General features: G+C 74.2%; 15 protein-coding genes. 4 read left to right on the top strand and 11 right to left on the bottom strand.

The window, feature by feature from the left end; genetic code table 11:
- Window positions 1-109: 109 nt before the first annotated feature.
- The 7 genes from IEY99_RS11280 to lpdA all read right to left on the bottom strand — a co-directional run bounded on the left by IEY99_RS11280 (window position 110) and on the right by lpdA (window position 9163).
- Window positions 110-274, bottom strand: a complete 165-nt coding sequence (locus tag IEY99_RS11280; protein ID WP_189202065.1) for a peptide ABC transporter substrate-binding protein — start codon at window positions 272-274, stop codon at window positions 110-112.
- Window positions 271-900: a lipoyl(octanoyl) transferase LipB gene (lipB, locus tag IEY99_RS11275; protein WP_189202063.1), complete on the bottom strand. Its 630-nt coding sequence runs from the start codon at window positions 898-900 to the stop codon at window positions 271-273. The genes IEY99_RS11280 and lipB overlap by 4 nt, the downstream gene beginning before the upstream one ends.
- A 9-nt stretch (window positions 901-909) precedes the next feature.
- Complete coding sequence (locus IEY99_RS11270; protein ID WP_189202061.1) at window positions 910-2712, bottom strand: DUF6311 domain-containing protein; 1803 nt, start codon at window positions 2710-2712, stop codon at window positions 910-912.
- 41 nt (window positions 2713-2753) lie between these two features.
- The gene (locus IEY99_RS11265; protein WP_189202059.1) at window positions 2754-4619 is read right to left on the bottom strand and encodes a glycosyltransferase family protein; all 1866 of its coding nucleotides are present in this window, start codon (window positions 4617-4619) and stop codon (window positions 2754-2756) included.
- Window positions 4620-4721: 102 nt separating this feature from the next.
- A complete protein-coding gene (locus IEY99_RS11260; protein ID WP_189202056.1) occupies window positions 4722-5639 on the bottom strand; it encodes a TIGR01777 family oxidoreductase in 918 nt (305 codons plus the stop codon).
- Window positions 5640-5748: 109 nt separating this feature from the next.
- Complete coding sequence (sucB, locus tag IEY99_RS11255) at window positions 5749-7698, bottom strand: 2-oxoglutarate dehydrogenase, E2 component, dihydrolipoamide succinyltransferase (RefSeq protein WP_189202054.1); 1950 nt, start codon at window positions 7696-7698, stop codon at window positions 5749-5751.
- A 40-nt stretch (window positions 7699-7738) separates the two neighbouring features.
- A complete protein-coding gene (gene lpdA, locus IEY99_RS11250) occupies window positions 7739-9163 on the bottom strand; it encodes a dihydrolipoyl dehydrogenase (RefSeq protein ID WP_189202052.1) in 1425 nt (474 codons plus the stop codon).
- Window positions 9164-9226: 63 nt separating this feature from the next.
- On the opposite strand from lpdA, the gene IEY99_RS11245 reads away from it, so the two are divergent.
- The gene (locus tag IEY99_RS11245; RefSeq protein ID WP_373293322.1) at window positions 9227-9610 is read left to right on the top strand and encodes a hypothetical protein; all 384 of its coding nucleotides are present in this window, start codon (window positions 9227-9229) and stop codon (window positions 9608-9610) included.
- 215 nt (window positions 9611-9825) lie between these two features.
- On the opposite strand, the gene IEY99_RS11240 is transcribed toward IEY99_RS11245, so the two are convergent.
- The gene (locus IEY99_RS11240; protein ID WP_189202048.1) at window positions 9826-11376 is read right to left on the bottom strand and encodes a leucyl aminopeptidase; all 1551 of its coding nucleotides are present in this window, start codon (window positions 11374-11376) and stop codon (window positions 9826-9828) included.
- A gap of 145 nt (window positions 11377-11521) precedes the next feature.
- On the opposite strand from IEY99_RS11240, the gene gcvT reads away from it, so the two are divergent.
- The gene (gene gcvT / locus IEY99_RS11235) at window positions 11522-12625 is read left to right on the top strand and encodes a glycine cleavage system aminomethyltransferase GcvT (RefSeq protein ID WP_229798463.1); all 1104 of its coding nucleotides are present in this window, start codon (window positions 11522-11524) and stop codon (window positions 12623-12625) included.
- Window positions 12626-12734: 109 nt separating this feature from the next.
- On the opposite strand, the gene IEY99_RS11230 is transcribed toward gcvT, so the two are convergent.
- Both IEY99_RS11230 and IEY99_RS11225 read right to left on the bottom strand, forming a co-directional pair.
- The gene (locus IEY99_RS11230; RefSeq protein WP_189202045.1) at window positions 12735-13565 is read right to left on the bottom strand and encodes an adenosylcobinamide-GDP ribazoletransferase; all 831 of its coding nucleotides are present in this window, start codon (window positions 13563-13565) and stop codon (window positions 12735-12737) included.
- Window positions 13558-15507 carry a bifunctional adenosylcobinamide kinase/adenosylcobinamide-phosphate guanylyltransferase gene (locus IEY99_RS11225; protein WP_189202043.1) on the bottom strand — a complete coding sequence of 650 codons (1950 nt, stop codon included), beginning with the start codon at window positions 15505-15507 and terminating at the stop codon, window positions 13558-13560. Before IEY99_RS11225 ends, IEY99_RS11230 begins: the two co-directional genes overlap by 8 nt.
- A gap of 139 nt (window positions 15508-15646) precedes the next feature.
- Here IEY99_RS11225 and IEY99_RS11220 point away from each other — a divergent pair, with 139 nt between their 5' ends.
- Both IEY99_RS11220 and IEY99_RS11215 read left to right on the top strand, forming a co-directional pair.
- Window positions 15647-15844: a hypothetical protein gene (locus IEY99_RS11220; RefSeq protein WP_071810107.1), complete on the top strand. Its 198-nt coding sequence runs from the start codon at window positions 15647-15649 to the stop codon at window positions 15842-15844.
- Window positions 15841-16674, top strand: a complete 834-nt coding sequence (locus IEY99_RS11215; RefSeq protein ID WP_189202041.1) for a site-2 protease family protein — start codon at window positions 15841-15843, stop codon at window positions 16672-16674. Before IEY99_RS11220 ends, IEY99_RS11215 begins: the two co-directional genes overlap by 4 nt.
- 42 nt (window positions 16675-16716) lie before the next feature.
- Here IEY99_RS11215 and IEY99_RS11210 read toward each other — a convergent pair whose 3' ends face one another.
- Window positions 16717-17715, bottom strand: coding sequence for an aldo/keto reductase family protein (locus tag IEY99_RS11210; protein WP_189202039.1), 999 nt, complete (start codon window positions 17713-17715; stop codon window positions 16717-16719).
- Window positions 17716-17756: the final 41 nt, after the last annotated feature.

Raw genomic sequence — 17756 nt, 5'->3', positions numbered from 1 at the left:
CAGACGGACAAGTCCACTCCAAGGCACGAAGCCAGTCAGGCGAGGGGTCACGTCCACCGCCGCCAGCCGCCAGCCCATCATCAATGAGCCGACACCACCAGCCTCACAGTCAGGCGAGGACGGCGATGGTGACGCCGGCGACGATGGCCAGGGGGAGGATCGTCATGAGGATGAGGATCCACCAGGCGATCGGGTGGCCGAAGTTGAGGGAGACGCCGCCCGCCTTGTTGGGGACGAAGACGCGCTTGTCGCGGGGGTTGTTGTAGAGCTTCACAGCAGCGTCGGCAGGTGTCGCTCGACCACCGGCAGGACGTCCGCGACGGTCACCGGGCGGCCCAGTTCCGCGGTGAGCGAGGTGACGCCCGCGTCGCGGATGCCGCAGGGGACGAAGCGGTCGAAGTGCGACAGGTCGCAGTCGCAGTTGAGGGCGAAGCCGTGCTGGGTGACGCCCCGGGCCACCCGGATGCCGATCGCCGCCACCTTGCGGTCCGGGCCCCGGTCGTCGGCCCGGACCCAGGCGCCGCTGCGGCCCTCGACCCGCTCCGCGGTCACGCCGAACTCCGCGCACACGTCGATGAGCAGCTGCTCGATGCGGCGCACGTACGCCACGACGTCCACCGGGTCGGCGAGCTTGACGATCGGATAGCCGACGAGCTGGCCCGGCCCGTGCCAGGTGATCTTGCCGCCCCGGTCCACGTCGACGACCGGGGTGCCGTCGACCGGGCGGTCCGTCGGCTCGGTGCGCTTGCCCGCGGTGAAGACGCTGGGGTGCTCGAGCAGCAGGATCGTGTCGGGCCGCTCGCCCGCCACCACGGCCTCGTGCAGGCGCCGCTGCTCGTCCCAGGCCTCGCGGTAGTCGACCAGGCCCGGACGCAGGACCTGCAACGTGGAAGTCGTCACCACCCCAGCCTAGTCCGTCGGCCGGGGCGGGCCGTCGGGTCCGTCGCCGGGTACCGGCGCCGGGTCGATGCCGGGGCGCACCCGCCAGAGCAGCACGTCGCCGGCCCGCTCGCCCGGCCCGAACAACTCCGTCAGGGTGTGCACCAGGGACTCCCGGAACAGCGTGCCGTCCTTGCCGACGATCCGGTCCGGCACGAACAGCGCCCGCACCTTCCAGTACGCGAGGTCGCTGCGCACCGTGTACCGGTCCCGGTTGTCGATGTCGTACCGGTGGCCGGTGACGGCCGTGCGGGTCCACATCCCGCCGGCCCGCCGCCCCGGCGCACCGACCCGCCCGGCGCCGTTGCGGCCGCCGGGGCCCAGGAAGTAGCCCTCCGGGATGCGGAACTGCCGTCCGCCGCGGGCCATGGTGTACGCCTGCCAGCGCTGCGCGTCCGGCGCGACGGCCGAGCCGTGCGGCAGTGCGGTGATCACCTCGCCGTCGGCGGCGTACCGCTGCCAGGTGCCGTCGGCGACGAACCGGGGCTCGGCCGTGCGCTCCACGGTCGGGACCGGGGTCGGCACCAGCGGCACGAGCGCCAGCGCGTGCGCCACGACCGCCGGCACCCGCAGGTGGATCGCCGGCGGCCGGCTCAGCAGCCGGTCGGCGAGCAGCGCCAGCGTCGTACCGATGACGACGGCGACCGTCAGGGCGAACCGCGCCGGCAGCGCCGCGTCGAACAGCGGCAGGCCGGTAAGGGCCGCGTACGGCAGCGCGATGTCGTGATCCTCGCCGAGCCAGCGGAGCCGCGGCCCGAGCGACAGCACCGCGAACAGCAGACCCACCACGGTGAGCGCGCGCAGCAGCGCCTTGCGCGCGGGATCCGCGCGCCACCACAGCAGCACGGTGCCGGCGAGCACCAGCACCAGCAGCGGGGCACCGAAGAACGACGTCGCCTCGGTCGGGTTCGGCGCCAGGTCGCCGCGCGCCACCCCGAGCAGCGCCGCGACCGACCGGTCCGGCCACACCAGGTACGCGGCCGCGTCCTCGGCGAACAGGCGTTGCGGGTACGCGCTCCCCCGGAACGAGCCCGGCCCGGCGAAGTGCAGGTACAGCGGGTAGGCGAGCACCGCACCGGCGACCAGCGCGCCGACCGCGGTCGCGGCGAGCGCGGCGGGCGCCGCCGCGCGGGCCTGCGGCCAGGTGACCCGGCCGCAGCTCCACACGATCACGAACACGCCGGTCGCGAGCGCGATCTGCATCAGCATCTCGGCGGCCGTGAGAAAGCCGGCGGCGAGCAGAACCCCGAGCACGATGCCGTCGCGGAGCCGGCGCCGCGAGGTGCGCCGCCGCAGCACCCACCAGAGGATCACCGGCGCCAGCCACCCGGCCGTCCAGTTGAGGTGGCCGTTGGCGTGCGAGACCCAGCCGGGGGCGAAGCCGCAGAACAGCCCGCCCAGCACGGCCGCGGCCCGGTGCCGTACGGCGTGCCGACGCAACAGCAGGTACCACGCGAAGGCGGAGGCGGCGAGGTTCAGGGTGAGGATCACGACGTAGCTGATCTGCGGTCCGGCGACCCGGGTCAGCGGGGCGAAGACGACCGCGTACGCCGTGACGGAGGTGTTCGCGGCCAGGTTCACCCCGACCGGCGCGTTGAGCAGATCGGTGTGGAAGGGGTCGGCGCCGGCGGTCACGATCCGCACGCCGTAGCCGAGCAGCCATTCGAAGAAGGCGTGGTCGCCCTCGTTGTGGGCGACCGTACGCCCCAGCGGGTCGGCCCACAGCCCGGAGGTCACCCAGACGCTCGCGCCGAGACAGACGGCCGCGACCACCGCGTGCCGCCACCGTTTGCGGCGAGGCCCGCCCCCGGCCGTCAGGCGCCGCCGTCCCGGTCGACGGGGTCGATGCCGGGCCGGATGCGCCACAGCAGCACCCCCCCGACGCGTTCCGGCTGACCCAGCAGGTCCGTGGCGGTGGTCTCGACCGCGGAACGGAACAGCGTCGTGTGCGAGCCGGTGATCTGCTCGGGCAGGAACACCGCCTCGACTCCCCAGAACGCGAAGTCCTCCCGGGCCTGGCGGCGGGCGGCGTCGTCGATCGCGGCGACGGTCCCGTAGTAGCCCGCCTGGAAGAACATCCAGTCGGTGTGGCGGGCCGGCGCGCCCATGCGCCCGGTGCCGTTCGGGCCGCCGGGGCCCAGGAAGTAGCCGCCGGGCATCCGGAACTGCGGGCCGCGGCGCGCCATCGTGTACGCCTGCCAGCGCTGCCCGTCCTGAGTGTCGGTGGTGGCGAACGGCAGCGCGGTCATGACCCCGTTGTCGCCGACGTAGTCGCGCCAGATCCCGTCCGCGATGAAGGCGGGCTCCACCGCCCGCTCCTTGGTGGGCAGCGGCACCGGCAGCAGCGGTACGAGGGCCAGCGCGAACGCGGCCCCCCAGGCGGCGCGCGTGCGCAGGCGCAACCGGGTGCTCAGCAGGCGGTCGGCGGTCAGGGCGAGCAGGATCCCGATCACGCCGACGACCACGAGGGCCAGCCGGGCCGGCAGTGCCGAGTCGAACAGCGGCAGGTGACGCAGCGCCTCGTAGGGCAGCGTGACGTCGGTCTCCTCCTGGTAGAGCTTCAGCTTCGGCCCCCAGGACAGCACCAGGAAGACCAGGCCCACCGTCGAGACCGCGGCCACCGTCGCGCGCCGGCCGGGTGCCGCGTACCGCCAGAGCGTCACCGCGGCCACGACCGCGAGCACCATCAGCGGTACGCCGAAGTACGACGTCTCCTCGGTCTGGTTGGGTGCCAGCTTGCTGGCGTGCCCCAGCCACCCGGCGAGGGACAGGGTCGGGTACTCGAAGTAGGCCGCAAGGTCCTCGGCGAAGTAGGACTGGTTGAAGCCGGTGCCGGTGAAGGTCCGCGGCCCGCCGAAGTGCATGTAGAGCGGGTACGCCAGCAGCAGCCCCGCGGTGAGCGCCGTGACGCCCAGCCCGGCGAGCATGGTCGGTGCCGCCGCCCGGGCCTCGGCGCGGGTCGCCGGCACCAGCGACCAGACGAGCACGAAGACGCCGCTGGCGAGGGCGGTGAAGAAGAGCCCCTCGGCGGCGATGGAGAAGCCCACCGCGACGAGGCAGCCCAGGATCAGGCCGTGCCGCAGCCACCGCCCCGGCTCGCGCAGCCGCAGCACCCACCAGAGGATCACCGGCGCGACCCAACCGGCCGACCAGTTGAGGTGGCCGTTGGCGTGCGAGACGAAGCCGGGCGCGAAGCCGCAGAAGAACCCGCCCAGCACCGCGGCCGCCCGGTGCGCGACGAAGAACCGCTGCAGGAACAGGTACCAGGCGAAGGCCGAGCCGGCGAGGTTGAGGGTCAGGATGGTCACGAAGCTGACCGGGGGGCCGGCGAGGAACGTCAGCGGGGCGAACAGCGTCGTGTAGACGGTGATGGAGGTGTTCGCGGCGAGGTTGACCCCGAGCGGCGCGTTGAGCAGCCAGGTGTAGAAGGGATCCGCGCCGTGCCCGAGGGTGTACACCCCGTAGCCGAGCAGCCACTCGAAGAAGGCCTGGTCGCCGAGGTTCTCGGCGAGGCCGTGCCCGGTGGGATCACGCCACAGGCCGTTGGTCACGTATCCGGCCACGGCCACCGCGACGAACGCGACGATCAGATGCGAGCGCCAGCCCGCGGAGCGGCGGCGGGCCGATGACGGTGCCGGCGGCTCGGCGGACTCGGACGGGGCTGCGGCGACGACGGACACCAGCCGCAGGTTAGCAAGACCGCACACGGCCCGGCATGCCCGGTCGCCCCGGCCCCGGCCGGCCACGTCGGCGTGGAGCCCTGCTCCCGGCCGGGCAGGCTGTCAGGCGGCGGCGGGGGAGTCGTCGCGGACGGCGGCTCGCAGGGCCGACTCCAGGGTGGGGTGGGCGAAGGGGAACCCGGCCCGTTCCAGCACCCCGGGCAGCGCCCGCTGGCTGCGCAGCGCCTCGTGGGCGAACTCGCCCAGGGCCACCTGGAGCGCGATGCCCGGCACCTGGAGGACCGCCGGGCGGTGCAGGACCTTGCCCAGCGTGCGGGTGAAGGTCGCGTTGGTGACCGGCTGCGGCCCGACGAGGTTGACCGGGCCGGCGAGGTCGTCGCGGCGCAGCAGGAACTCGACGGCGGCGAGCCAGTCGTCGAGGGCGATCCAGGGCACCCACTGCTTGCCGCCGCCCAGCCGGGCGCCGGCGCCCAGGCGGAACAGCGGCATCTGCGGCTTGAGCAGGCCGCCGTGGGCGTCCAGGGGCAGTCCGGTGCGCAGCAGGACGACGCGGGTGCCGGCGTCCTCCGCGGGGCGGGCGGCGGCCTCCCACACCCGGCACACGTCGGCGAGGAAGCCGGTGCCGGCCGGCGCCTCCTCGGTCACCTCCTGGTCGCCGGTGTCGCCGTACCAGCCGACGGCGGACGACTGCAGGAGCGCCCGGGGCCGGTCCTCGGTGCTCAGCAGCCGGATCGCGCGGGCGATGGTGCCGGCGCTGTCCACCCGGCTGCTGCGGATCAGGCTCTTGTAGCGGGCGGTCCAGCGCTTGTCGCCCACCCCGGCGCCGGCCAGGTTGACGACGGCGTCGGCGCCGACCAGCAGGGTGGGGTCGAGCTGGCCGCCGGACGGGTTCCAGGTGGCCTCGTCGGGCGCCTCGGCGGGGCGCCGGACCAGTCGGACGACCTCGTGCCCGCCGCGGCGCAGCCGCTCGGCGAGGGTGGTGCCCAGGAAACCCGACGAGCCGGCCATGACGATCCGCATGTCCCCATCATTCCCGACCGCGAACCCGCTCAAAACAGAAGAAGGGGCGCCGCAGCGCCCCTTCTCTGTGATTTGCGGCCCAGTCGGAAGGACCGGATCCTCGGCGGCGTCAGCCGTGCAGGCCGAGGTCGCCCTCGAACTGGCCGGCCTCGAGCCGCTCCTTCATGGTGACCAGGAAGCGGGCGGCGTCGGCACCGTCCACGATCCGGTGGTCGTAGCTCAGCGCCAGGTAGACCATCGAGCGCGGCACGATCAGCTCGCCCAGGTTGGGGTCGTCGACGACCACCGCGCGCTTGACCACCGCGCCCGTGCCGAGGATGCCGACCTGCGGCTGGTTGATGATCGGCGTGTCGAAGAGCGCGCCGCGGCTGCCCGTGTTGGTCAGCGTGAAGGTGCCGCCCGACAGCTCGTCCGGGCTGATCTTGTTGTTGCGGGTGCGCTCCGCCACGTCGGCGATCCGCTTGGCCAGGCCGGCCAGGCTGAGGTCGCCGGCGTCGCGCAGGACCGGGACGACCAGGCCCTTCGGGGTGTCGACCGCGATGCCCAGGTGCTCGCCGTCGTGGTACGTGACGGTCCCGGCCTCCTGGTCGATCGAGGAGTTGACCACCGGGTGCTGGCGCAGCGCCTCGACCGCGGCGAGGGCGAAGAACGGCATGAAGGACAGCTTGACGCCGTGCTTGGCCTGGAAGTCGGCCTTGGCCCGGCTGCGCAGCTGGGCGATCTTCGTGACGTCCACCTCGACGACGGTGGTGAGCTGCGCGGAGATCTGCAGCGACTCCACCATGCGGCGGGCGATCGTCGCGCGGATGCGGGTCAGCTTCTCCGTGCGGCCGCGCAGCGGGCTCGGCGCCGGCTTCGCCGCGGGCGCTCCCGTGGCCGGGGTTCCGGAGGAGGCCGCCGCGGGAGCCGCGGAGGCCGCCTTGGCCGCGGCGTCGGCCGCCTCGATGACGTCCTGCTTGCGGATCCGGCCGCCGACCCCGGTGCCGGTGATCGACGCCAGGTCCACGCCCTTCTCCGCGGCCAGCTTGCGGACCAGCGGGGTCACGTAGCCGGCGTCGCCGGCGCCGTTGCCGCTGACCGCCTCGGCGGCGGGCCCGGCGGGCTGGGCCGGGGCCGGCTCGGCCGCGCGCTCGGCGGCCGACGGGTTCTGCGCCGTCTCGGCCGCGGGGGCCGGGTCGGCGTAGGAGCTGCCGGGCTCGACCGCCGGCGCCGGCTTCGACTCGATCGCCGGCTCCGCGGCCTGCTGCGGCGCGGGCGCCGGCGAAGCCTGCTGCGGGCTCTGCTGCTGCGGGGCCGGAGGCTGCGGCGCCTGGGCCTGCTCGGGCGCGTGGGCCTGCTGCGGCGCGGGCGCCGACGGGGCGGGCTCGGCGGCCGGGGCGCTGCCCGGGGTGCCGATGATGGCGAGGTCGGCGCCGACGTCCGCCGTCTCGTCCTCCTGGACCTTGATCTCGATGACCGTGCCGGCGACCGGCGACGGGATCTCGGTGTCGACCTTGTCGGTGGAGACTTCGAGCAGCGGCTCGTCGACCTCGACCGTCTCGCCGACCTGCTTGAGCCAGCGGGTGACCGTGCCCTCGGTGACGCTCTCACCCAGGGCCGGCATCTTGACCGCAACGCCGTCACCGGTGGCCTGCCCGGTCTGCGGCGTCGGCGCCTCCTGCTCGACCGGCTTCGCGATCGACGGGGTGGTGAGCGCGGCGGGCTCGGGGTCGGGCTGCTCCGCGGGCGCCGGCGGCTGCGGGGCAGCCTGCTGCGGGGCCGGCGCCTGCTGGGCGGGCGCCTGCTGGGCGGGTGCCGGGGCCGCGCCGCCGGCGTCCTCGCCGTCGCCCGAGATGACCGCGAGTTCGCTGCCGACGTCGGCCGTCTCGTCCTCGCCGACGACGATGCGCGACAGCACGCCGGCGGCCGGCGACGGGATCTCGGTGTCGACCTTGTCGGTGGAGACCTCGAGCAGCGGCTCGTCCGCCTCGACCCGCTCGCCCTCCTGCTTGAGCCAGCGTGTGACAGTGCCCTCGGTGACGCTTTCACCCAGCCGCGGCATGGTGACCGATACCGGCATGTCTCAGAACTCCTTAACCGCTTTGGGTACGGATCGATGGTCAGGCGTGCGCGTGCAGGGGCTTGCCCGCGAGCGCCAGGAAGGCCTCGCCGAGCGCCTCGTTCTGCGTCGGGTGGGCGTGCACGAGCTGCGCCACCTCCGCCGGGAAGGCCTCCCAGTTGTAGATCAGCTGCGCCTCGCCGACCAGCTCGCCCATCCGGGCGCCGACCATGTGCACGCCGACGACCGGGCCGTCCGCGACGCGGACGAGCTTGATGAAGCCCTGGGTCTTGAGGATCTGGCTCTTGCCGTTGCCGCCCAGGTTGTAGTTGTAGGTCGTGACCTTGTCGGCGCCGTACTGCTCCTTGGCCTTGGCCTCGGTGAGGCCGACCGAGGCGACCTCGGGGTCGGAGTAGGTGACCCGCGGGATGCCGGCCTCGTCGATGACCGCCGGGCGCATGCCCGCGATCTCCTCGGCGACGAAGATGCCCTGCTGGAAGCCGCGGTGCGCGAGCTGCAGGCCGGGCACGATGTCGCCGACCGCGTAGATGTTGCCGACGCCGGTGTGCAGCCGCTCGTTGGTGATCACGAAGCCGCGGTCCAGCGTGATGCCCTGCTCCTCGTAGCCCAGACCCTGGGTCGTCGGGCCGCGGCCGACGGCGACGAGCAGGATCTCGGCCTCGACGGTCTCGCCGCCGGCGATGGTGGCGCGCACGCCGTTCTCGGTGTGCTCGACCTTCTCGAACGGCTTGCCGACCTTGAAGTTGATCTTCCGCTTGCGGAACGCCCGCTCGACCGCCTTCGAGACCTCCTCGTCCTCGGCGGCGACGAGCCGGGGCAGCGCCTCCAGGATCGTCACGTCCGCGCCGAAGGACTTCCACACGCTGGCGAACTCGACGCCGATGACGCCGCCGCCGAGCACGATCGCCGAGCTCGGCACCCGGTCCAGCTTCAGGGCGTGCTCGCTGGTCAGCACCCGGGTACCGTCGACCTCGAGGCCGGGCAGGCTGCGCGAGTACGAGCCGGTGGCCAGGATGATGTTGCGGCCGGTGTAGCGCTGGCCGTTCACCTCGACGGTGTCCTTGGCGACCAGCTTGCCGGCGCCCTGCACGACGGTGATCTTGTCCTGCTTGAGCAGGCCCTGCAGGCCCTTGTACAACCGGGAGACGACGCCGTCCTTGTAGGCGTTGACGCCGGCCATGTCGATGCCGATCAGGTCGGCCTTGACGCCGAACTGCTCGCTCTCGCGGGTCTGGTCGGCCAGCTCCGCGGCGTGCAGCAGCGCCTTGGTCGGGATGCATCCGCGGTGCAGGCAGGTGCCGCCCAGCTCCGCCTTGTCGATCAGCGCCACCGAGAGGTTGAGCTCGGCCGCGCGCAGGGCCGCGGCATAGCCGCCGCTTCCCGCGCCGAGGATCACGATGTCGAAGGTTCCGCCGGGCTGGCTCACGTCTACTCCCAGATCGCGTCGTTGCCACATGGGTCGCATGGTGGAAACGGTCACAGCTTTCCAGGCCATCTTGTCACTTGACGAACCAATCGATGCAGTCAGGTGCCCAACGACACGTGCGTTCGTCGTACCCTTGCCGCAGTTGACCCGAAGGAGTCGTCCGTGGCCTGGTTCCGGCGGCGCAGGGAACCGGTCCGCCGGAGCGGCCGGCCTGCGGACCGAGCAGATCTGGAGCACCTCGCCGAGTTCATCCGCTCCCGCCGCGGCGTGGAGGCCTACATCGAGCCCCAGACCACCGTGACCGAGACCACGATCCTGCTCGTCGCCCACGACGGCGAGTGGACCCGTCGCCGCATCGAGTCGCCCGAGGCCGCCCGCCGCTTCGCCCATCAGCAGGCCATGCCCATCTACGACATCCGCCTGATGGGTTATCCGCAGCGCATGCGCGACTACAACGCCCGCCAGAAGCGCCGCCCCGCGTCATAAGCCTGCAAACCGCAGGCCCAGCGGGCGAAGCGCCGGCCTCGGCCGGCGGCGGCGGAAGAACGCGGGGGAGCGCCGGCCGCGGCCGGCGGTGGCGTGATCAGGCCGGGACGGCACCTGCGCGGCGTGTGCCACGAGCGCTTTCTGTGGCCGTAGTTATAGAAAAAGCGCCACCCGGCACGGAACCGGACAGCGCTTTTCCCAGTGCCGGAAGAAGATCAGCCGTTCATCGCGACGTCGTCGATCAGGGTGAGAAGCGTGCGGACCGGGACGCCCGTGCCGCCCTTCGTCCAGTAACCCGTCGCCTCGCCGGTGTGGTACGACGGCCCGGCGATGTCGATGTGGGCCCACTCGACGCCCTCGGCGACGAACTCGCGCAGGAACACCCCGCCCTGCAGCATGTGCCCGGCGCGGTCCATGCTCGCGTTGACCTGGGAGATGTCGGCGATGTCCGACTCCATGCCCTTGCGCACGTCGTCGGGCAGCGGCATCGGCCAGGCCGGCTCGCCGGTGGCCTCGCCGGCCGCCTTGACGCGCTCGCAGGTCTCCGGGGTGCCCATGACGCCCGCGATGCGCTTGCCGAGGGCGACCACCTGGCCGCCGGTGAGCGTGGAGGTCTCGAAGACGTAGTCGGTGCCGTCGGCGCAGGCGCGCGCGATGGCGTCGCCGAGCACCATGCGGCCCTCGGCGTCGGTGTTGAGCACCTCGACGCGCTTGCCGTTGAACATGGTGATGACGTCGCCCGGGCGGTACGCCGTGCCGGACGGCATGTTCTCCGCCATGGCCAGGTAGCCGGTGACGGCGACCTTCGGCTTCAGCGCGGCCACCGCGAGCATCGTCGCGCCGACCGCGGCGGCGCCGGCCATGTCCGACTTCATCTCCCACATGCCGGCGGTCGGCTTGATGCTGATGCCGCCGGTGTCGAACGTGATGCCCTTGCCGACCAGCGCCACCCGCTTCGGGTTCGGCACGCCCTCGGGGGTGTAGCTGAGCTTCACCAGCCGCGGCGGCGCCTCGGAGCCCTGGCCCACCGCCACGATGCCGCCGTAGCCGCCGGCCTTGAGCTGGTCGAAGTCCAGCACCTCGACCTCGAGGCCGGTGCCCTCGGCGGCCGCGGCGACCGCGTCGGCGAAGGCCGGGGGACGCAGGTTGTTGGGGGCGGTGTTGACCCAGTCGCGGGTCAGCCGGACCGCCTCGGCGACGGCGGTCGCGCGGGTCACCTCGCCGCCCGCGACGGCGTCGGCCGCGTCCGGCACGACCACCTGCAGGGCCTCCACCGGCTCACGGCGGCTCGGCTGCGGCTTGGTCTTGTAACCGGCGAACCGGTACGACCCCAGCAGCGCACCCTCCAGGATGCCGCGCAGCGCCCCGGCGCCGTCCGCGTCGTCGGGCACCGGCAGGGCCAGCGCGACCGTCCGGCTGCCCGCGAGCGCGCGCACGGCGGCGCCGGTGCCGCGACGCAGGGTCTCGGCGGCGGGCGCGGAGCCGGTCGGCTCGTCGCCGAGGCCGACCGCGACGACCAGCGGGGCGGTGACCGTGCCGAGGGTGGCCAGCTTGGTGACCTCGCCGGGAGCGCCGGTCGCACCGAGCAGGGACAGGGTGGCGATCAGCTTGCCGTCGAACGCGGCGGCGATGCTCTCCGCACCGGCGGCCGGCAGCAGCGCCCCACCTTCCTCGGGCTGGCTGTGCAGGCCGATGACGAGCGCGTCGACGGCGAGTTCGGCGGGGTCGCTGTCGACCAGGCGCACTGAGGGGGCGGGATGGGTCACTCGGGCTCTCCGCGGCGGCTGGGGCCGGAGCTCCGTCGTGGGCGGCTCCGGCGGCATGGCTGCGTCCGGCGCGGGTCGCACCGGACGGCGGTGGTCTGTCCCGCCGATGCTAACCACATGCAAGGTCACGGGTAAGTTGCCACTCATGTCCACCGACACCACGCCCCTGCTCCGTTCGCCGCTGCACGAGCGTCACCTCGCTCTGGGCGCCAAGTTCGCCGCCTTCGGCGGCTGGGAGATGCCCCTCGAGTACGCGGGGGGAGGAGTCCTGCGCGAGCACGCCGCCGTCCGGGAGGGTGTCGGCGTCTTCGACGTGTCGCATCTCGGCAAGGCGCGGGTGTCCGGCCCGGGCGCCGCGGACTTCGTCAACTCGTGCCTCACCAACGACCTCGGGCGCATCGCGCCGGGCAAGGCGCAGTACACGCTCTGCTGCGACGACGCCTCCGGCGGGGTGGTCGACGACCTGATCGCCTACCTGATCGGCCCGGACGAGGTCTTCCTCATCCCGAACGCCGCCAACACCGCCGAGGTGGTCCGCCGCCTGGCCGCGGCCGCGCCGGCCGGCATCACCGTCACCGGGCAGCACCGCGACTACGCGGTCCTCGCCGTGCAGGGACCGCGGTCGGCGGAGACGGTCAAGTCGCTGGGCCTGCCGGTCGAGCACGAGTACATGTCGTTCTCCACGGCCGTCCTCGATCGCGCCGAGCTGATCGTCTGCCGCACCGGCTACACCGGTGAGCACGGCTACGAGCTGGTCGTGCCCTGGGACGACGCGACCCGGGTGTGGGACGCGCTGGTCGCCGCCGGGGTGCGCCCGTGCGGCCTCGGCGCGCGCGACACGCTGCGCACGGAGATGGGCTACCCGCTGCACGGCCAGGAGCTGTCGCTGGAGATCACCCCGGTGCAGGCCCGCTCCGGCTGGGCGGTCGGATGGTCGAAGCCGGCGTTCTGGGGCCGCGACGCGCTGCTGGCCGAGAAGGCGGCGGGTCCCCGGCGGTCGCTGCGCGGCCTGGAGCTGACGGGCCGCGGCATCCCGCGCGGCCACATGCAGGTGTACGCCGGCGGCACGCTCGTCGGCGAGACCACCAGCGGCACGTTCTCGCCCACCAAGAAGGTCGGCATCGCGCTGGCGCTGCTGGACACGTCGGCCGGGCTGGCCGAGGGGGATGTGGTCGAGGTGGACATCCGGGGACGGCGGACGGAGGCGAAGGTCGTGAAGCCGCCGTTCGTCCAGACGTCGGTGCGGTAGTTCCGGCTTTTTTTCCGTACGGGCCCAGCAGGCTCGCGTGGCACCCGCCGCGCGAGCTGCCGTCCCGGCCCGGTCACGCCGCCGCCGGCCGGGAACGACGGCCGGCCGGTCAGGTCAGGACGAGGGCGACCAGGGTCAGAGTCGTCGCCAGTTCGGTGGCGGCGCCCAGCACGTCGCCGGTGATGCCGCCGAAGCGCCGGACGGCGTGCCGCAGGAGCAGCAGCAGGGCGAGCACCACCCCGGCCACGACCGCCGGGCCCGCCCACGGCCGGCCCGGCACCGCGGGGATCGCCGCGGCGGCGACGGCGAGGGTGAGTGCCGCCGCCACCGGGACGGGGACGGTCGAGGCCACCAGGGCGCCGAGGCCGCCGGGGCGGGCCGCCGGGACGCCGCGGCGGCAGGCCAGGGTCACGCCCAGGCGGCCGGTGGCCCAGGCGACGACGATCGCCCAGGCGCCCGACCAGGCACCCGCTCCGGCGCCCAACCCGGCGCCTGCCCAGGCGACCGCTCCGGCGCCTGCCCAGGCGCCCGCTCCGGCGCCGGCCTCGGTCGGAGCCGCGGCTCCGGCTTCGGCGACGGCGGCGGTCTGGATCACCAGGGTGAGCGCGATGGCCGCGACGCCGAACGGGCCGATGTCCGGCTTTTTCATGATTTCCAGGGCGGCGTCGCCGGAGCGGTAGGAGCCGAGGGCGTCGACCGTGTCCGCCAGCCCGTCCAGGTGCAGTCCGCGGGTCAGCAGGACGCCGGCCGCCACCGTGAGGGCGGCGCCGAGCAGGCCGGCCGGCAGCACGGCGTGCACCCCGGCCAGCGCGAGCCCGAGCAGCGCGCCGACCAGCGGGGCGAGGCCCATCGCCACGGCCGCGGACCGGCGGTCGATGCGTCCCGGCTTGACCGGCAGGACGGTCAGGGTGGTCAGGGCCAGGCGGAGCCCGTCACGCACCGGGCTCGTACTCGCCCTCGTGCGGGCCGTCCTCGACGTCGGCGCCCAGGCCGGCGTCGCCGGGCGCGCTCAGCAGCGCCGGGTGCACCGGCAGGGCGCCCGCGAGGGCGATCGCCGCGCGCAGCAGCGGCAGGGCGGCCAGGGCGTTGGCGCCCTCGCCCAGGTCCAGGCCGAGCTGGAGGACCGGGGTCAGGCCGAGCACGTCCGCGCCCTGCCGGACGAGCTGGTCGGTCCCCGCGTCGACGAGCAGGCACCAATGCCGGCTCTGCGCGGCCAGGTCCCGCGCCACCAGGCCGGCCGCGATGCCGACCGGGCCGTCGACCAGCACCGGCATGCGCCGGGCGGCCGCGCCGAGCAGCGCGCCGGTGGCCACGGCGATGTCCGCGCCGCCGAGCTGCGCCAGCATGTCCTTCGCGCCGCGCGACTGCTGGTGGATCCGGTGCATCGCGTCGCGGACGGCGGCGCAGCGCCGCATCCAGGCCTCGTCGTCGTAGCGGGCACCGGGCGCCAGCACGCGGGGGAGCAACGCGACCGGCTCGACGCCGGTGATCGCGGCCACGACCGCGGTGGCGGCGGCCTCCGCGCCCGTGCCGCACGCGCCGATGACCAGCGCCTCGCGCCCGGCCGTGGCGGCCGCACCGGCGAGGTCCCAGCCGTCGCGCAGCGCCGCGTCCACGGCGGCCTCGTCGAGCACGGGGCCGTCCTCCATCGCCCCGGAGGGCGGCACCCGTACCACGGCGATGTCGGCGTCCGCGGTGGCGGCGAGCCGGGCCAGCGCCCCCTCGCCCGCCTCGGCCTGCGCGGCCCGCCGGTCGGCGTCGCCCGGGTCGGTCCCGGCCGCCGCCCCGCCGCCGTGCCGGCCGTCGAGCAGCAGCACGCGGACCGGGCCCCACGGACGCGGGGTCGCGGTGCCCTGGGTCGCGGCGGCGAACTCGACGGCCTCGAGCAGGACGCCGATCCCGGCGCCGGGGATGTCCAGGCGGTCCAGGCGGTCGCGGGCGTCGGGGCCGGCGTCGCCGTCGGGCAGCGGCAGATCCATGCCCGGCTCGATCACCACCCCGGCCAGGTCGGCCTCGTCCGCCGCCCGCGGCTCCCGCGGCGCCTCCTGGGTCAGCGGGAGCGCCGCCGTCGCCGCCGTCACCGCCGTCGCCCGGACCTCCGCCGCCGGCGCGGTGGCCGATGCGGTCGGCGCGGTGGCCGATGCGGTCGGCGCGGTGGCCGATGCGGTCGGCGCGGTGGCCGATGCGGTCGGCGCGGTGGCCGATGCGGTCGGCGCGGTGGGCGATGCGGTCGGCGCGTTCGGCGCGGTGACCGACGCCCGGGCGGCGGCCGCCGTCGCCTCCTGGTCCGCCGTGGCGTCCTCGGCCTGGACGTCGGTGACGATGCCGGGCTCGCCGGCGGCCGACTTCAGCCAGGTGGGGCGGCCCGCCACCACGAACGCCACGCGGTCGCACGCGTCGGCGAGGGCCTGGTTCGCCGTACCCAGGGCGTCGGCGAACGCGCGGCCCACCGCCGTCGCCGGGACCAGCGACAGGCCGACCTCGGGGCTGACCACGACCACCCGGGCCGGGCAGGCGCGCACCGCCTCGGCCAGCGCCACCACCGTCGCGACGTCGTCGTTCGGCTGCCGGGCCGGGTCGAGCAGCGCGGTCACCCAGCCGCCGAGGTCGTCGACCAGCAGCGTCTCGCCGGGCTTCGCCGCGGTGAGCAGCTCGGCGAGGCGGGTTGGGTCGGCGCCGGTCTCCTCGGTGGTCCAGGACTGGGGGCGCCGCCGCTGGTGCGCCTCGATGCGCCCGCGCCACTCCGGATCGTCCTCGCCGCCGGCCGCGGTCGCGACGTACCGCACCGAGGGCGCGCCGGCCACCAGGGACTCGGCGAATGCGGACTTCCCCGACCGGATCCCGCCGAGCACCAGGACCGAACTCCACCCGTCAGCAGACATGCCCCGTACCTTAGATCCGCGCCCGGCGATCATGCGGGCCGACCCGGCCTCCGCGCCGGCACCACCTGACACAGCGGAGCGGCGCGCACACCGTAGGGTGGGACGCAAGCAGTGTCCGACATCGAGGAGGGCGACGCCGATGGCGTGGAGTTGGCGGTACGAGGGCGTCGACGGGCAGCCGGTCGACGGCCCGGCCGAGACGTTCAGCAGCCAGGCCGACGCGGAGTCCTGGATCGGCCAGGCGTGGCGTGAGCTGGGCGCCGGCGGGGTCGCCCAGGTCACCCTGGTCGAGGACGACCGGGTGGACTACACGATGAGTCTGCTGCCGGCCGAGTGAGCAGCTTCCAGGTCAGCCGCGGGGCGCCGCGCAGCGCGTTCGTGCCGAGCCCCGTCTTCGTCGGCATCCTCGCGCTCGCCGGGGTCAGCGGCTGGATGACCTGGACCGGGTACGGCAACGTCCGCGTCGACGTCTTCCTGCTGGTCCTCTCCGGCTGGGTCCTGTCGCTCTGCCTGCACGAGTACGCGCACGCCCTGGTCGCCTACTTCTCCGGCGACCGGGGCGTCGCCGACCGCGGCTACCTTCGGCTCGACCCGCTGAAGTACACCCATCCCCTGCTGTCGATCGTGCTGCCGATCGTCGCCGTCCTGCTCGGCGGCATCGGCCTGCCCGGCGGCGCGGTGTGGGTGGACCACGCGCACGTGCGCAACAAGTTCAAGGAGACACTGATCAGCGCCGCCGGGCCGGCGACCAACGTGCTGTTCGCCCTGGTGCTCGCCGCGCCGTTCGCCTTCGGGGCGGGCGACGACCTGGGGTTGGCCCGGGACGTGTCCGGCGAGATCGTGGTGGTCGGCGAGCACGGCGCCTTCTGGCTCGCCCTGGGCGCGCTCGCCTTCCTCCAGGTGACCGCGAGCCTGCTCAACCTGCTGCCGGTGCCCGGCCTGGACGGCGGCAACATCCTGCAGCCCTGGCTGAGCCCGGCCTACCGGCGGACCTACGACCTGTTCGCCCCGTACGGCTTCATCCTGCTGTTCGCCCTGCTCTGGCAGCCGCAGATCAACCGGTGGTTCTTCGCGGCGGTCGACTGGGCGGGCGCCGCGATCGGCGTGCCGGAGATCGGCCGGTACGGCCTCGAGTTCATGCGCTTCTGGTCCGAGTTCGGCTCCTGACCCGGGCTCGCGGGGGAGCCGCCTTCCGCGCCGCCGCGCCCTTCAGGGGCGGCGGGCCGGGCTGACCGTCAGCGCCGGGTCCCGCTCGGCGACGCCGCCGACGACCTCGTCGATCGCCGCCATCAGGTCCGCGCCGAGGCGTACCCCGGAGGCCTGCGCGTTGTCGCGGACCTGCTCCGGACGCGACGCGCCGATGATCGCCGAGGAGACGTTCGGGTTCTGCAGCACCCAGGCGACCGCCAGCTGCGCCATCGACAGCCCGGCCTGCTCCGCGAGCGGGCGCAGCCGCTGCACCGTGCCGAGCACCTCGTCGGTCATCAGGCGCTTGATGAAGTCGGCGCCCGACTTGTCGTCCGTGGCCCGCGAACCGGCCGGCGGCGGCTTGCCCGGCTCGTACTTGCCGGTGAGCACCCCCTGCGCGATGGGCGACCAGACCACCTGGCCCAGGCCCAGTTCCTCGCACGCCGGCACGACCTCGGCCTCGATCACCCGCCACAGCATCGAATACTGCGGCTGGTTGGCGACGAGCCGGAACTTGAGCTCCCGCGCCAGCTCCGCGCCCGCCCGGATCTGCGCCGCGGTCCACTCCGAGACGCCGATGTAGAGCGCCTTGCCGGAGTGCACGATGTCGGCGAAGGCCTCCATCGTCTCCTCGAGCGGCGTCGAGTTGTCGTAGCGGTGCGCCTGGTACAGGTCGACGTGGTCCACCTGCAGCCGGCGCAGCGAACCGTCGATCGACGCCATCAGGTGCTTGCGGGACAGGCTGCGGTCGTTGGGGCCCGGCCCGGTCGGCCAGAAGACCTTGGTGAAGATCTCCAGGCCGTCGCGGCGTTCGCCCTTCAGCGCCCGGCCCAGGACCTCCTCGGCGCGGGTGCCGGCGTACGCGTCCGCGGTGTCGAACGTGGTGATCCCCACGTCGAGCGCGGCCCGGACGCACGCCGCGGCGGCGTCCTCCTCCACCTGGGAACCGTGGGTGATCCAGTTCCCGTACGCGATCTCGCTGACCAGCAGCCCGGAACGGCCGAGATGACGGAACTCCATGTCCGCCGACGTTACCCGTCGCGCGCCGGACCGGCCGGGCG

The organism is Couchioplanes azureus (genome assembly GCF_014648355.1).
Lineage (GTDB): Bacteria > Actinomycetota > Actinomycetes > Mycobacteriales > Micromonosporaceae > Actinoplanes > Actinoplanes azureus.
The sequence above is the reverse complement of the archived record's forward strand: the minus strand, read 5'-3'. Positions and strand labels throughout refer to the sequence as shown.